Source organism: Caballeronia jiangsuensis (assembly GCF_046030135.1).
Taxonomy (GTDB): domain Bacteria; phylum Pseudomonadota; class Gammaproteobacteria; order Burkholderiales; family Burkholderiaceae; genus Caballeronia; species Caballeronia jiangsuensis.
Genome location: NZ_JAQQDB010000011.1, coordinates 102401 through 117885 on the forward strand (window position 1 = coordinate 102401; position 15485 = coordinate 117885).

Below are 15485 nucleotides of genomic sequence, written 5' to 3' on the forward strand. Positions count from 1 at the left end.
CATGGCACTCGAACCTTTCATCAACTCCGAACCATTCACGTTCGGCGTCGAGCTGGAAATCCAGGTCGTCAACACGCACGACTATGATCTGACGCGCGCCGCGTCGGACCTCATGCGTCTCATCAAGGACGAAAAGATTCCGGGCAACATCACGCCGGAAATCACCGAAAGCATGATCGAGCTTTCGACCGGCATCTGCACGACGCACGAGCAGGCCGTCACGGACCTCCGCAAGATCCGCGATACGCTCGTCGCCGCGGCGGACCAGCTGAACGTCGGGCTCGCGGGCGGCGGCACGCACGCGTTCCAGCAATGGAGCGATCGGCAGATCTACGACGCGCCGCGCTTCCAGTACATCTCCGAACTGTACGGATACCTCGCCAAGCAGTTCACGGTGTTCGGCCAGCACGTTCACATCGGTTGTCCCGATCCGAATAGCGCCCTCTTCCTGCTGCATTCGATGTCGCGCTATATCCCGCATTTCATCGCGCTTTCAGCGTCGTCGCCGTACATCCAGGGCGTCGACACGGGCTTCCATTCGGCGCGGCTGAATTCGGTATTCGCTTTTCCGCTGTCGGGGCGCGCGCCCTTCGTGCTGACCTGGGACGGCTTCGAAGAGTACTTCTCGAAGATGGTCAATACGGGCGTCGTCAACAGCATGAAGGACTTCTACTGGGATATCCGGCCGAAGCCCGGCTTCGGAACGATCGAAGTGCGCGTGATGGACACGCCGCTTTCCGTCGACAAGGCCGCCGCGATCGCCTGCTACATCCAGACGCTGTCGCGCTATCTGCTGCTCGACAAACCGCTCACGCCGCGCGAGGACGATTATCTCGTCTACACGTTCAACCGTTTCGAGGCGTGCCGCTTCGGACTGGAAGGCACGTGCATCCATCCGCAGACGGGCGAGCGGCGGACCATCGGCGAAGACATTCTCGCGACGCTCGATGTGCTCGCGCCGCATGCCGAAGCGCTCGGATCGCAAGCCGCGCTCGCGGAAGTGGCCGATATCGCGCGCGGCGTCAATGACGCGACCTGGCTGCGAGGCGTGGTCGACAAGGAAAAATCTCTACACGAGGCCGTCAGGCAGCAATGTTTGCAATGGCGTCGATAACATCACGCTTACGCTGACACCAGCCAGCGAATCATCACGAAAGGCCGCTTCGGAAACACTGCGAAGCGGCCTTTAACTTTGGCCGGTATGAAACATGTGCTTGACGAGCAAGGGGAATAAAGCGCTCGCGGCAACGTTTGAAGAAGAACCGATTCGACGTCCCTAAGGATTTCTTCGAGAAATCCGTATACAGACGTAGTAGAAGTTAACAAGTCTTGCGCGACGCTGTGGAAAACGTCAAAAAGAGGTGCAGAGTCAACGCGCTAGCGCGATGATAACCACGCGGTATGCGCAGGCGTCGCGACAGGGAATTCCGGACAACGGAAAGGTGCTCGACTTGAGGCCAAGTGTTATCAAGAATACGCACACATAAAAGAAGACGCTTTTCCACGGGTTATCCACAGTTCTGCGTGGATAATTAAGGTGTACGTTTGTTCTATGTCGCTTAGAATGGCGACTTTGCTGGCATAGCGTTATAGTCGGCAGGAAAACAGCGCCACGAGCAGGACCATAAGACGGCGCATAGGAAGAGGGTTGCAAATGTCCCCATTCAGGCACCGCTAATTGGCTTGGCACGCCTGAATTTTGAGACGGCGGGGACCGAGGACGAAGCGTAGTTCGCAAGGTGTTCGGAGTATTTTCTGCGAGCGGCGTTTCGAACGAGGTGTTCGCGGTGGTTGGCGCGAGCGTGCCGTCAGAACACATAAGCGGAACAACAAGCGAAAGACTATGAGTGAAGGCGTTTACGGAGAGCAGGCGACGGGGCGGGTGACCCACGGCCTGCTGAGGCTGAGCACCGCGATGCGCAGCCAGGCATGGGAATGGGCGGAAGGCGCGGGGCTGACGCCAACCCAGGGTGAAATTCTCGTTCTGCTGATGCAGCGCAAGGGGCCGATGCGCCTTGGCGAGATCGCGCGTGAAACGGCGCTGACCGCCGCCACGACGAGCGATGCGGTGAGCACGCTCGAAGGCAAGGGTCTCGTCGAGAAGCGGCGCGCGATCGACGACGGCCGCGCGCTCGCGGTGCGGCTGACCGCGCGTGGCCGCACGGCTGCGAAGAAGGCGCTGCAATGGCCGGACTTCCTCGCGAAGGCGGTCGGCACGCTGCGCGAGGACGAGCAGGTGGCGTTCTATCGCACGTTGCTCAAGACGATCCGTCAGCTCGAATCGCAGCAGCAGATTCCGGCGCACCGCATGTGTCTCTCCTGCTCGCATTTCGAGGCGAGCAAGAATCCCAAGAAGGCGCCGCATCACTGCGCGCTTCTGCAGATCGACATGGCGGACACGGATCTGCGTCTCGACTGTTCGGTATACGAAGAAGCCGACGTCGCTACGCAGAAGAAAAGCTGGAAGGTCTTCGCCCAGATCGCCTGATTCGGGTCGACGGGGTAAAAAGCGTTTCTGGCGTCATCCGGCGCTGTGAGGCCGCGGCGAGTCGGTTAGACTGTGCCCGTCGCGCCTCGCCGCGAGGCGCGGCTCGTCACTACTCCGTCCCGAGAAAGCCGCCGATGAAACATGAAGTCCTGGCGATTCGCCACGTCTATTTCGAAGATCTGGGCAGCCTCGAACATGTGCTCGGCGATCGCGGCCATCTCGTGCGCTATCTGGACGTCGGGCGCGGCCGCATCGACGCGCCCAATCCGCTCGATCCTTCCTTGCTCGTCGTGCTCGGCGGCCCGATCGGCGCCTACGAGGACGCGCATTATCCGCATCTCGCGCCGCTGCTCTCGATGCTCGAAAAACGCATCGCCGCGGGCTTGCCGACGATCGGCATCTGTCTCGGCTCGCAACTGATCGCGCGGGCGCTCGGTGCGCGCGTGTATCCGTCGGACAAGCTCGAACTCGGCTGGTCGCCGCTCCAACTGACCGACGCGGGACGCGCGTCCGCGCTGCGGCATCTCGAAGCCGATGGCGCGCCCGTGCCGGTGTTCCACTGGCACGGCGATACCTTCGATCTCCCCACGGACGCGACACTGCTAGCATCCACCGATTCGTGCGCGCATCAGGCGTTTTCCTGGGGCGAGCACGTTCTCGCGCTGCAATGCCATCCGGAAGTGCTGGTCGAGCGCTTCGAGAGCTGGCTCGTCACGTATCCGGGCGATATCGCGCGGAGCGGCACGACGGTCGCCGCGCTGCGCGAGGACACCGCGCGTCACGGCGCGACACTCGAACGCGCCGCCCGCGCGATGTTCGGCGAATGGCTCGACCGCTTCGCCGTGGTGGACGCGCGCTGAACGTGTGATGGTATGAACCATCGCGCCGCGTCTCGTGCGGTGCGCGTCCCTGCACGAAAGAAATCGCGGTGCTATTCTCGATCGCTCCTTTCTAGCGACGAGTCACCGCCATGAGCGCGCTGTTCACTCCCACGACCCTCCGCAGCCTCCAGCTCCCCAACCGCATCTTCGTGTCGCCGATGTGCCAGTACTCCGCCGAGCGCGGCGAGGCCACGGCATGGCACATGATCCATCTGGGCCATCTCGCGCTGTCGGGCGCGGCCATGCTCTTCATCGAGGCGACTTCCGTCGAGCCGGACGGACGCATCACGCCGGGCGATCTCGGTCTCTGGGACGACGCCACCGAAGCCGCGCTGCGTCCGGTGCTCGCCGCGATACGCCAGTATTCGAAGATCGCGGTGACGATGCAGTTGTCGCACGCGGGCCGCAAGGCATCGAGCCGCAAGCCGTGGGAAGGCGGACAGTTGATCTCCGTCGCCGACGGCGGCTGGATGACCTACGCGCCATCGGCTATCCCGCATAAGCCGGAAGAAACGCCGCCGCTCGCGCTCGACGCCGCTGGTCTGATCCGCGTGAAGGAAGCGTTCGTCGCCTCGGCGAAACGTGCGGCTCGGCTCGGCATCGACGGCATCGAAGTGCACTGCGCGCATGGCTATCTGCTGCATCAGTTCCTGTCGCCGATCGCCAATCAGCGCACCGACGAATATGGCGGCTCGCGCGAGAATCGCATGCGCTATCCGCTCGAAATCTTCGATGCCGTGCGCGCCGCATTTCCCGCCGACAAGCCGGTCGGCGTGCGCGTTTCCGCCACCGATTGGGTCGAAGGCGGATGGGGCATCGAGGATACGATCGCGTTCGCGGCGGAGCTGAAGAAGCGCGGCGTCGACTGGATCGATGTGTCGTCGGGCGGCGTCTCGCCGTTGCAGAAGATCCCGTTGTCGTCGGGCTATCAGGTGCCGTTCGCGAAAGCCGTGAAGGAAGCGACGGGCGTGAACACCGTCGCTGTCGGGCTGATCACCGAGGCGAAGGAAGCGGAAGAGATCGTGGCGAGCGGCCAGGCCGATTACGTCGCGATGGCGCGCGCGATGCTCTACGATCCGCGCTGGCCGTGGCACGCCGCCGCCGAGCTCGGCGCGACCGTCGATGCGCCTCCCCAGTACTGGCGCTCGCAGCCGCGCGAACAGAAGAATCTCTTCGGCGAGATCACCATCGGGCAACGTTGAAAACGCTCGAACATCATCCGGACGGTTGAGCATTCGCGCGCCGGGAGTGTAGGATACCGGTGTGTTGAGCGCGAGCGTTCAACCGAGTGAACGCGGCGCCTTCGAGGCCACCGCGTTTTTTTTCATCCCGATGTTCATCCCGATCGCGCGGGAGCGAAGCGTTATTTAAGGATTCGTTCGATGAGTTCACGCAGGGTCACCGTTCGCCGCTCCGGCGTACATGGCAAGGGCGTGTTTGCCGTGAAGCGGATTGCCGCGGGCGAGCAGGTGATGGAATACAAAGGCGAGCGCATTTCATGGAAGGAAGCGCTGCGCCGCCATCCTCACAACCCCGAAGAGCCGAACCACACGTTCTACTTCGCACTCGACGACGGCCGCGTGATCGACGGCAAGATCGAAGGGAACAGCGCGAAGTACATCAACCATTCGTGCGCGCCGAATTGCGAGGCCGAGGAAGTCGAAGGGCGCGTGTTCATTCACGCGCTGCGCGATATCGAGGCGGAAGAAGAGCTGAACTACGACTACGGGCTCGTTATCGAAGGCCGCATCACGAAGAAGCTCAAAAAGGAATACGAGTGCCGATGCGGCGCAAGGAAATGCCGTGGCACGATGCTCGCGGTGAAAAAGGAGAAGAAGAAAAAGTAGGCCGCGCCTGCTTCTTCGATTCGAAAGAGCCACGCGAGAGAGCGTGGCTCTTTTTCATTCCGCGATAGGTTTTTCTTCCTTGAGCGGCATCCGCACGATAAAGCGCGCGCCACCTTCGGGCGCGTCCTCGTAATGCACGGTGCCGCCGTGCAGCGCCATGATGTCGTGAACGATCGCAAGCCCGAGTCCCGCGCCGCCTTCCACGCTCTGCCCGTCGCCGCGGAAAAAGCGCTTGAAGAGATCCGGCTGCTGATCCGGCGGCACGCCCGGGCCGTTGTCCTCCACGATGACTTCGCCGAAGCGGCGGCCATTCGCGTCGCTCCATTCCGTGACCGTCATCGTGATGCGCGCGCCTTCGACGCGGAACGGCGGAATGTACTTGAGCGCGTTGTCGATCAGATTCGCGAGCACTTCGCGCGAAAGCACGACATTGCCGCGCACGATCAGCGGATGCTCATTCTCGGGATCGTCGAGACGCTGAAAGCCGAGATCGACCTGGGCGGCGAGTGCGCGCGGCACCCACTCCGCGCCGGTTTCGAAGGCGAGCGCGGCGAGGTCGAAATCGGCGAAACGCGCCGCCTGTTCGCCCGGCTCGGCGCGCGCGAGCGAAAGCAGCTGATTCGAAAGACGCACCGCGCGATCCGCCGACGCGCGCAACTCTTTCACCGCCTCGATGGCTTTGTTCGGATCGCGCGAACTGAGCGCCTGCTCCGCGTGAAGCTTGACTGCGGTCAGTGGCGTGCGCAGTTGATGCGCGGCATCGGCGATGAACTTGCGTTGCGCATCGAGCGCGGTCTGCAGGCGCACGAGCAAGGCGTTCATCGCGCTCGTGAGCGGACGGATTTCGCCGGGAACGAAAGTCTCGTCGACGGGTTCGAGCGAGATGTGCGTTTGCTGGTTGAGCGCGTCGGCGAGATCGGTGAGCGGATTCAATTGCTGATTCACGACGCGCCACACGATCACCCAGCCGGCGAGCAGCAGCAGCGCGAGCGGCATCATGATCGCGATCAGAAACTCCACCGCGATCCGATACCGCGAGCCGACGCGCTGCGCCACCTCGACGACGATCGGATTGCCGATAGGCTGCGGCACGCGTACCTGCGCCGCGCGCACGGAGACGCCCTGAAAGTGCGTCTCGAACACATAGGCATAGTGGATGCGCCGCACGTTGGTGCCGGTGAGCGGCAGATCGGGTTCGCCGGCGATTTCGTCATCGCCCGTGCTGATGCGATAGATGAGCTGCTCGACGGGGTCCGAGAACATCGCCTGCGCGAGCGGCGGGACGGTGACGGGCGCATCGACGCCCGCGAGCTGGATCTGCTTGGAGATGGCGGTGGCGAGATCCGCGAGAGAGCGATCGACGACGTGCTGCGTGTACTGCCAGGCGAGCCAGTACGCCATGAGGCCGCTCATCAGCGCGAGCAGGGACAGCGGCGCGGCGAGGCGGCGCAGCAGGGTGCGCCGCAGACTCGGGGGCGCCGGCGTCTCGGTGGCTTTCGATCGCGCCAGATCGAGCCAGTCTTCGCGGGCGAAACGCTGATCGCCCGCGCGGCGGGTGGGAAGTCGCAAGGCGGTCTACGGCAGGCGCGTCAAGCCGCTTGCCGGATCTCCTGAAGCAGATAGCCGAAGCCCCGCACCGTCACGATCTCGACGCGCGTGTTTTCGAGTTTCTTGCGCACCCGATGCACATAGACTTCGATGGCCGTATCGCCGAGATCGCCGCCGAAGTGCGTCAGGTGATCCTGCAACTGCGCCTTGCTCACGACGCGGCCGTGTCGCAGCAGCAGCATTTCGAGCACGGCGAATTCACGCGGCGAGAGTTCGAGCGGACGTTCGTCGTTGAAGATGCGGCGATCGACGCCCGACAGACGCAGACCGCCCAGCGTCACTTCGGGGCGCGGCACGTCGCCGTGCGGGCCGCTGCGGCGCATCACCGCGCGGATACGCGCTTCGAGTTCCTGCGGCTCGAAGGGCTTCAGCATGTAGTCGTCGGCGCCGCTGTTCAGGCCTTGCACGCGGTCGTGCAGCTCGTCGCGCGCGGTGAGGATGATCACCGGCGTATGGCGGTTGCTCTGGCGAAAACGCGAGAGCAGCGTCATGCCGTCGATGCCGGGCAAGCCCAGATCGAGAATGACGAGTTCATGGCGGTTCTGCGCGAGCGCCTGCTCGGCGAAGATGCCGTCGTGCACCATGTCGACCGTGAAGCCGGATTGTTCGAGGCTGCTTTGAATGCCGCGCGCGATGGGGCGGTCGTCTTCGATCAGAAGGATTCGCATGGAGTCGCTCAAGTACAATGGGTTGAGCTCAAGCGGGCGGGGCGGTCGGTGACATGCTCACATGCACGACGGGGCGGCGCGGGCTCGAGCCGGTTTAAAACTCATATCTCATGCGGCGTTGCGCGACCGTATCCCGGAAGCCGCGAGCAGCCGTACACCGAATGTATTTCCGCCCGGACATGGCTGTCATCTCGATCAACGAACTCGAAGCCGCGATCAACTACTGGCGCGGCCGCTCCCCGTCTAGCGGCGACGAACTCAGCCTCTGCAAGGAGGCGAGCGCGCTGTCCAGGCCCTATGCGCTGCTGATTGTACAGCGTCAGTCCAGCGTGCTACCCGAGCAACTGGACGTCGACGCGCGCGCCGCGTGGGAAGCTTACGAGCGCTTCAGGAATGGTAGCCGAGACTGAAAGCTACCTGACATTCAAGCTTTCTTTTTCCTGTTCGAATGCTTCCATTTATCCCGTTTTCGCGGAAAGGCGCGCAGTTTTCGCCTTTCGCGGTGTCATGATTGGTAACACGCGCGTTACCTTGTTTGCTGCCGTAAGCAATTCGTCATAATGCGCGCGAAACGGCCTTTTTGCGCAAGGGGTTTGTGAGCAAGCCTGCGTCAATGCGATAAAGTCGCATCTATCACCGCTCTAGCGCACATCCGCCTCATGCTCGAACTCGACCATTTCGATCTCGCCCTGCTCGACGTGCTGCAACGGTTCGGGCGCGCCACGCATCAGCAACTGGGCGAGCAGGTGCCGCTTTCGCCGTCGCAGATCGGGCGGCGTCTGCAGCGGCTGGAAGCGACGGGTGTGATCGAAGGGTATCGCGTGGTCTTGCGGCCGGAGAAGCTCGGCCTGGGCGTGACGGCGTTCACGAGCCTGAAACTGAAGCATCACGGCGACTCGATCATCGAGCAGTTTCAGCAGCAGATCGAAATGCTGCCCGAAGTGCTCGAATGCCACGCGACCGTGGGCGACGCCGATTATCTGCTGCGCATCGTCGCGCCGGATTTGAACGCGCTGTCAGGTTTCGTGATGAAAAAGCTGATGCGCGTGCCGGGCGTCGACAGCGTGCGCTCGAACATCGTGCTCACGACGTTCAAGCGCAACGGCCCGCTGCCGCTCGCTCACCTGGCCGACGACGACTCGGGACTGAGCAAGTCCACATAAGCCAACGGCACCAGATCCGCTTCGCCGACACCCAGGCGCGCGAACATCGCGTGCGCTTCCTGTTCGCCGCCGGCTTCGTCGTCGTCCTGGCCGAGCAGCACTTCCAGCTCGATGAAATCGCCCAGACCGTCCACGCGGTCCAGATGGATGCGCGTGCGTCCGACGAGATATACATGCCGCTCCTTCGAGACGATGCCGCGCGTCGTCAGCGCTTGGGCGAGCAGCGCGTGCATCGCTTCCGGATTCGTCACCGGGCTGCGCGAGTAATAGGAGACTTTCGGACCGTCGCGGTCGTCGCGCTGATAGAAGATCAGTTCGGACGGCGTGCCGTCGTCGAACTGACGCAGCTTGAGGCGTCCGGTGGGCACGTCGTAGAAGAAGTCCTGCTGGCGGAAAACCAGCGGCGCGTCGGTGGCGAGCGAGGCCGCCCGCTCGCGCAGCTGGTCGAACTGATGCGCGCGCGCCTTGATTTCGATGTTGCGTGCCATGAAGGCTCCTCGAACACGGTTGGATGGATCAGCGAGGGCTCAGACTAGCAAATAATCGATGAAGCTCGCTTGAATGCACTTACGCGCGGACTCGGTATTTGCACTTAGATGTGTATTCAAACCGCCCATTGCGCGTCGATCAGCCGCAGCGCCGCGGCAATCGCCGATTCCTCACGGCGCTCCGCAAGCGCGACGAAAGACAACTGGGTCGGCACGGTCACGCCTTCGACGATCGTCAGCGCGTGCGCGTGCGCCTGCGCCAGTGCGATCGAATCCCGCGCAAGCGACAGACCGACGCCCGATTTCACGAGATCGAGCATCGAAGGCTCCTGATCCACTTCCGCGACGATCACCGGCATCGCGCCCGCCTCGCGGAAGATGCGCGACAGGAGCCGGTTGTGCGCAGACTCGGGCGGCGTCCAGATCCACGGCAACTTGGCGAGCGCCGCCCAGCTACGTTTGCCCTTGTTCACGCGGTTGTGCCAGCCCGCCGGCGCGAGCACGCGATACAGAAACGGCGTGAGCCTGACGACGTGAAAGCGATCGCCGTCGCGCGTGCCGTCGATGGCCGGATCGCCGATGTAATAGCCGACATCCAGATCGCGCGCCCTCACGCGGTCCAGAACCCAGCCCGACATGCCGTGCCGCAACGACGTTTCGATGCGCGGATGCGTCTCCACCAGTTGCCGCAGGAAGCCGCCGAGCCGCAGGAATTCGGGATCGAGAATGGTGCCGATGCGAAGCGTGCCGCTCACCTCGTGACGCAGCGCGGCAGCGGCGCGCTGCACATCGGCGGCGGCGGCGAGCGCGCGTTCGGCATGCGGCAGGAGCGCTTCGCCGTCGCGCGTCAGCAGAAGACCGTGCGACGTCCGCGAGAACAACACGACGCCCAGCATCTCCTGCAGGTTCTTGATCTGCAGGCTGACGGCCGGCTGCGTGAGATGCAGGTGCGCCGCGGCGCGCGTGAGATTGCCTTCACGGGCGACGGTGATAAAGGCGCGCAAGAGGATGTAGTCCATCGCGTGATATTAAAGCTTCTTATATCCCAGTTGAACATATCTCATTGGATTCGGGGATGCATCCGGCAGTACGCTCGGCCTATCCGCATATATAAGAGAGACATCATGGGCGAGACACATCGAAGCGAAGCGCAGGTCGCGGCGTTGACGCATTTCATCGGCGGCAAGCGGGTCGAAGGCGCGAGCGGGCGCTTCGGCGACGTGTTCAATCCGGCGACGGGCGCCCTCGCCTCGCGCGTGCCGCTCGCGAGCGCATCCGAAGTCGATGCAGCCGTGGCCGCCGCGAAAGCCGCTTTCCCAGAATGGAGCGAAACCGCGCCGATCAAGCGTGCGCGCGTGCTCTTCAAGTTCAAGCAACTGCTCGACGAACATCACGACGAGCTCGCCGAAATCATCACGCGCGAGCACGGCAAGGTGTTCAGCGACGCGAAGGGCGAAGTGATGCGCGGCATCGAGATCGTCGAGTTCGCGTGCGGCATTCCCAATCTGCTCAAGACCGACTTCACGGATCAGATCGGCGGCGGCATCGACAACTGGAACCTGCGTCAGCCGCTCGGCGTGGTCGCGGGCATCACGCCCTTCAATTTCCCGATGATGGTGCCGTGCTGGATGTTCCCCATCGCGATCGCGACGGGCAATACGTTCGTGTTGAAGCCATCGGAGCGCGATCCGTCGGCATCGGTTCGGCTCGCGGAATTGCTGACGGAAGCGGGCTTGCCCGATGGCGTGTTCAACGTCGTGCACGGCGATAAAACCGCCGTCGATGCGTTGCTCGCGCATCGGGATATCGAAGCGTTGTCGTTCGTCGGCTCGACGCCGATCGCCGAATACATCTACACCGAAGGCACGAAGCACGGCAAGCGCGTGCAGGCGCTGGGCGGCGCCAAGAATCATCTCGTCGTGATGCCCGATGCCGATCTCGATCAGGCCGTCGATGCGCTGATCGGCGCGGCGTACGGTTCGGCGGGCGAGCGCTGCATGGCGATTTCGGTTGCGGTCGCGGTGGGTCACATCGCCGATGAACTGATCGAACGCCTCACGCCGCGCGTGCAATCGCTCGTCATCAAGAACGGCATGGAAAGCGATGCCGAAATGGGTCCGCTCGTCACGGGCGCGCATCGCGCGAAGGTGGAAGGCTATATCGACGCGGGCGTGAAGTCGGGCGCGACGCTCGTCGTCGATGGACGCGGGCATCAGGTCGAAGGCCACGAGAACGGCTTTTTCCTCGGCGGCACGCTGTTCGACAACGTGAAGACCGACAGCACCATCTACAAGGAAGAGATTTTCGGGCCGGTGCTATCGGTGGTGCGCGTGCCGGATTTCGCGAGCGCGGTCGAGCTCATCAACGAGCATGAATTCGCCAACGGCGTGTCGTGCTACACGACGGATGGCGGCGTCGCGCGCGCGTTCTCGCGTCAGATCAAGGTGGGCATGGTCGGCATCAACGTGCCGATTCCGGTGCCGATGGCGTGGCATTCGTTCGGCGGCTGGAAGCGTTCGCTCTTCGGCGATCACCACGCATACGGCGAAGAAGGCGTGCGCTTCTATACGCGCTACAAGAGCGTGATGCAGCGCTGGCCCGACAGCATCGCGAAGGGCGCCGAATTCACGATGCCGGTAGCGAAGTAATCGAATCATCGAAGCCGCGCAAGACGGCATCGACTGGAGACACGTCATGAAACAGAACGCGCGCAAGCTGGAAGGCGAATTCGACTACATCATCGTCGGGGCGGGCACGGCCGGATGCGTGCTCGCGAATCGCCTCACCGAAGATCCGAACGTGAACGTGCTGCTGCTCGAAGCAGGCGGCAAGGACGACTATCACTGGATCCATATTCCGGTCGGGTATCTGTATTGCATCGGCAATCCGCGCACGGACTGGCTCTACAAGACGCAGGCGGAACCGGGCCTCGACGGCCGCAAGCTCGCGTATCCGCGCGGACGCGTGCTCGGCGGATGCTCGTCGATCAACGGCATGATCTATATGCGCGGCCAGCGCGAGGACTACGACGACTGGGCGCACATCAGCGGCGATCCGGGCTGGTCGTGGGACTCGGTGCTGCCCGTCTTCATGCGCAGCGAGGATCATCACGGCGGCGGCAATTCATGGCATGGCGCGGGCGGCGAATGGCGCGTCGAGAAGCAGCGCCTGAAATGGAAAGTTCTCGAGACTTTCGCGCAAGCCGCGCAGCAAAGCGGCATTCCCGCGACGGAGGACTTCAATCGCGGCGACAACACCGGCGTCGGATATTTCGAAGTGAACCAGCGCGGCGGCATTCGCTGGAACGCGGCGAAAGCATTCCTGCGCGAAGCGATGAAGCGTCCCAATCTCACGACGATCACCGGCGCGCATACGCAACGCCTCGTGTTCGAAGGCGCGCGCTGCGTCGGCGTGGAGTATCGCGGCGGCGATATCGATTACGTCGCGCGTGCGCGCTTCGAAGTGATTCTCAGCGCGGGCGCGGTGAACTCGCCGCAGATTCTCGAACTGTCCGGCATCGGCAACGGCGCGCGTCTGCAACGTCTCGGTATCGATGTCGTGAAGAGTCTGCGCGGTGTCGGCGAAAATCTGCAGGACCACTTGCAATTGCGCATGGCCTACAAGGTCAACGGTGTGCGCACGCTCAACACGTTGTCGGCGCATTGGTGGGGCAAGCTTTTCATCGGCATGCAATACGCGCTGATGCGAAGCGGACCGATGTCGATGGCGCCTTCGCAACTCGGCGCGTTCGCCAAGTCGAATCCCGACGATGCATCGATCAAGCGGGCCGATGTCGAATATCACGTTCAGCCTTTGTCGCTCGAACGCTTCGGCGAGCCGCTGCATTCGTTCAACGCGTTCACCGCGTCGGTGTGCAACCTGCGGCCGACATCGCGCGGCAGCGTGCATATCGAATCGCCGGATGCGCACGCGGCGCCGCTGATCGCGCCGAATTATCTGTCGACCGATCACGATCGCGAAGTGGCCGCGAATTCGGTGCGTCTCACGCGGCGCATCGTCAGCGCGCCCGCGCTGGCGCAATACCGGCCCGAGGAAATTCTTCCGGGCATCCAGTATCAGACGCAGGAGGAACTCATCGAAGCGGCAGGCAAGGTCGGCACGACGATCTTCCATCCGGTCGGCACCTGTCGCATGGGTACGGACAACGATCCGGCCGCGGTCGTCGACAGCCGTCTGCGCGTGATCGGCGTGCGCGGCTTGCGCGTGGTCGATGCATCGGTGATGCCGACGATCACATCGGGCAACACGAACTCGCCGACCCTGATGATCGCCGAGCGTGCAAGCCAGATGATCCGCGAGGACAGGCGCGGGATAGAGGCGGAAGAAGTGATCGCGACGGCGCTTGCATGACAGATCGGTGACGCGCGCGCTTCACATGTCGGGATGACGCGTGAATGGCGCGCGCATGACGTTGCACAAACGATTGCTTATATGCGCAGGGAATAAGCACTCTCCGTGCCCCTATTGCGTGCACGCGCCGAAACTCCAAGCAATTCGTTAGTAAGTGCAAATCCCAATGATTGCGCTGCATCATTGGCGCGACAATGGCCCCGGAATTAGTGATGCTCGGCATACCTCGTGCACACTTTGTGCGGGCGCAACAGCGATGCATGAAGCGAAGCAGTACCGGGATGGAGACAACGTTCGGGTGCGCGCGGAAAGAAAAAATAAGGCGCAGGCGAATACGGATTTGCCCAGCGCTTCACTTCGCATGGAAGGGGACATGATTCTCGGCGACACCATTCTTGAAACGCGAGGACTCACGAAGGAATTCAAAGGCTTCACGGCCGTGAATGGCGTGAACCTGCGCGTTCGCCGCGGTTCGATCCATGCGCTGATCGGACCGAACGGTGCAGGCAAGACGACCTGCTTCAACCTTCTCACCAAGTTCCTCGAACCCACCGCGGGACAGATCGTTTTCAACGGCGTGGACATCACGCGCGAACGTCCGGCGCACATCGCGCGACGCGGGATCATCCGCTCGTTCCAGATTTCCGCCGTGTTTCCGCATCTGACGGTGCTGCAGAACGTGCGCATCGGTTTGCAGCGGCAACTGGGCACGTCGTTTCATTTCTGGCGCAGCGAGCGTTCCCTCGATGCGCTCAACGACCGCGCGATGGACCTGCTCACGCAAGTCGGCCTCACCGATTTCGCCGATACGAAAACCGTCGAGCTCTCGTACGGCCGCAAGCGCGCGCTGGAGATCGCGACCACGTTGTCGATGGAGCCCGAACTCATGCTCCTCGACGAGCCGACGCAAGGCATGGGTCACGAGGACGTCGATCGCGTGACGGCGCTGATCAAGAAGGTGTCGGCGGGGCGCACCATCCTGATGGTCGAGCACAACATGAACGTGATCGCGGGCATCTCCGACACCATCACCGTGCTTCAGCGCGGCGAAGTGCTCGCCGAAGGCAGCTACGCGGAAGTGTCGAGGAATCCGCTCGTGATGGAAGCCTACATGGGCAGCGCCGATGCGGCGCTCACCGGAGCGCATGCATGAGTACGATCGTGGAGGAGCGCCGCTCGCGCGAGGCGAACGGCGCGGCGGGCAATGTGCCCGCGCTGGAAATATCGGGTCTGCAGGCGTGGTACGGGGAGTCGCACATCCTGCACGGCGTGGATCTCAAGGTGAATCGCGGCGAAGTGGTCACGCTGCTCGGCCGCAACGGCGCGGGCCGCACGACCACGTTGCGCGCCATCATGGGTTTGACCGGGCGCAGGACGGGTTCGATCCGCGTGAGCGGCAATGAAACCATCGGCCTCGCCACACACAAGATCGCGCATTACGGGGTCGGCTATTGTCCGGAGGAGCGCGGCATTTTTTCGAGCTTGTCCTGCGAGGAAAACCTTCTTTTGCCGCCGCTGATCGGCAACGCGAAAGACGCGATGCCGCTCGACGAGATCTACTCGATGTTCCCGAACCTGAAGGAGCGCCGCGCAAGCCAGGGCACGCGTCTTTCGGGCGGCGAGCAGCAGATGCTGGCCGTCGCGCGCATTCTGCGCACGGGCGCGAATCTGCTTCTGCTCGATGAAATCTCGGAAGGGCTCGCGCCGGTCATCGTGCAGACACTCGCGCGCATGATCCTCATGCTGAAGTCGCGCGGCTACACGATCGTCATGGTCGAACAGAATTTTCGTTTCGCGGCGCCGCTTGCGGATCGCTTTTACGTGATGGAACACGGAAACATCGTCGAGCATTTCGGCGCGGGGGAACTCGAAGCGAAGATGCCGGTGCTGCACGAATTGCTCGGGGTGTAATCGATCCCGGGCGCGGCACATCGGAAAGGGCAACACCAGTAACACCGCATCAAATCAAAA

At 62.9% G+C, this 15485-nt stretch carries 15 protein-coding genes; 11 read left to right on the top strand and 4 right to left on the bottom strand.

Going from position 1 to position 15485, the window contains the following annotated elements; translation table 11 throughout:
* Position 1: 1 nt before the first annotated feature.
* The 5 genes from PQR08_RS13885 to PQR08_RS13905 all read left to right on the top strand — a co-directional run bounded on the left by PQR08_RS13885 (position 2) and on the right by PQR08_RS13905 (position 5216).
* The gene (locus PQR08_RS13885) at positions 2-1114 is read left to right on the top strand and encodes a YbdK family carboxylate-amine ligase (RefSeq protein WP_187608108.1); all 1113 of its coding nucleotides are present in this window, start codon (positions 2-4) and stop codon (positions 1112-1114) included.
* 729 nt (positions 1115-1843) lie between these two features.
* Positions 1844-2488 carry a MarR family winged helix-turn-helix transcriptional regulator gene (locus PQR08_RS13890; RefSeq protein ID WP_035499399.1) on the top strand — a complete coding sequence of 215 codons (645 nt, stop codon included), beginning with the start codon at positions 1844-1846 and terminating at the stop codon, positions 2486-2488.
* 134 nt (positions 2489-2622) lie between these two features.
* Positions 2623-3348, top strand: a complete 726-nt coding sequence (locus PQR08_RS13895; RefSeq protein ID WP_408161508.1) for a glutamine amidotransferase — start codon at positions 2623-2625, stop codon at positions 3346-3348.
* Positions 3349-3458: 110 nt separating this feature from the next.
* A complete protein-coding gene (locus tag PQR08_RS13900; protein ID WP_250482794.1) occupies positions 3459-4571 on the top strand; it encodes an NADH:flavin oxidoreductase/NADH oxidase in 1113 nt (370 codons plus the stop codon).
* Positions 4572-4751: 180 nt separating this feature from the next.
* Complete coding sequence (locus PQR08_RS13905) at positions 4752-5216, top strand: SET domain-containing protein (RefSeq protein WP_187608105.1); 465 nt, start codon at positions 4752-4754, stop codon at positions 5214-5216.
* Positions 5217-5270: 54 nt separating this feature from the next.
* On the opposite strand, the gene PQR08_RS13910 is transcribed toward PQR08_RS13905, so the two are convergent.
* Complete coding sequence (locus PQR08_RS13910) at positions 5271-6725, bottom strand: sensor histidine kinase (protein WP_408161594.1); 1455 nt, start codon at positions 6723-6725, stop codon at positions 5271-5273.
* A gap of 80 nt (positions 6726-6805) precedes the next feature.
* Complete coding sequence (locus tag PQR08_RS13915; protein ID WP_035499390.1) at positions 6806-7492, bottom strand: response regulator transcription factor; 687 nt, start codon at positions 7490-7492, stop codon at positions 6806-6808.
* Between the two features lie 179 nt (positions 7493-7671).
* On the opposite strand from PQR08_RS13915, the gene PQR08_RS13920 reads away from it, so the two are divergent.
* Both PQR08_RS13920 and PQR08_RS13925 read left to right on the top strand, forming a co-directional pair.
* Positions 7672-7902 carry a DUF3717 domain-containing protein gene (locus tag PQR08_RS13920; protein WP_187608229.1) on the top strand — a complete coding sequence of 77 codons (231 nt, stop codon included), beginning with the start codon at positions 7672-7674 and terminating at the stop codon, positions 7900-7902.
* 249 nt (positions 7903-8151) lie between these two features.
* Positions 8152-8655, top strand: coding sequence for an Lrp/AsnC family transcriptional regulator (locus tag PQR08_RS13925; RefSeq protein ID WP_187608104.1), 504 nt, complete (start codon positions 8152-8154; stop codon positions 8653-8655).
* Here PQR08_RS13925 and PQR08_RS13930 read toward each other — a convergent pair.
* Together PQR08_RS13930 and PQR08_RS13935 are read right to left on the bottom strand one after the other, a co-directional pair.
* Positions 8613-9143: a class IV adenylate cyclase gene (locus PQR08_RS13930; protein WP_187608103.1), complete on the bottom strand. Its 531-nt coding sequence runs from the start codon at positions 9141-9143 to the stop codon at positions 8613-8615. The two genes, PQR08_RS13925 and PQR08_RS13930, sit on opposite strands and share 43 nt — an antisense overlap.
* A gap of 116 nt (positions 9144-9259) precedes the next feature.
* Entirely contained in the window at positions 9260-10162 is a 903-nt protein-coding gene (locus PQR08_RS13935; RefSeq protein ID WP_187608102.1) for a LysR family transcriptional regulator, read from the bottom strand.
* Between the two features lie 105 nt (positions 10163-10267).
* Between PQR08_RS13935 and PQR08_RS13940 the strand changes: the two genes are divergently transcribed.
* The 4 genes from PQR08_RS13940 (at position 10268) to PQR08_RS13955 (ending at position 15425) form a co-directional block, all read left to right on the top strand.
* Complete coding sequence (locus PQR08_RS13940; RefSeq protein WP_187608101.1) at positions 10268-11791, top strand: CoA-acylating methylmalonate-semialdehyde dehydrogenase; 1524 nt, start codon at positions 10268-10270, stop codon at positions 11789-11791.
* Positions 11792-11837: 46 nt separating this feature from the next.
* Entirely contained in the window at positions 11838-13514 is a 1677-nt protein-coding gene (locus PQR08_RS13945) for a GMC family oxidoreductase (RefSeq protein ID WP_408161512.1), read from the top strand.
* Positions 13515-13887: 373 nt separating this feature from the next.
* Positions 13888-14667 (top strand): ABC transporter ATP-binding protein, encoded by a 780-nt coding sequence (locus tag PQR08_RS13950; protein ID WP_035499379.1) that lies wholly within the window; start codon positions 13888-13890, stop codon positions 14665-14667.
* Positions 14664-15425: an ABC transporter ATP-binding protein gene (locus PQR08_RS13955; protein WP_187608098.1), complete on the top strand. Its 762-nt coding sequence runs from the start codon at positions 14664-14666 to the stop codon at positions 15423-15425. The genes PQR08_RS13950 and PQR08_RS13955 overlap by 4 nt, the downstream gene beginning before the upstream one ends.
* The last annotated feature ends 60 nt before the right edge of the window (positions 15426-15485 follow it).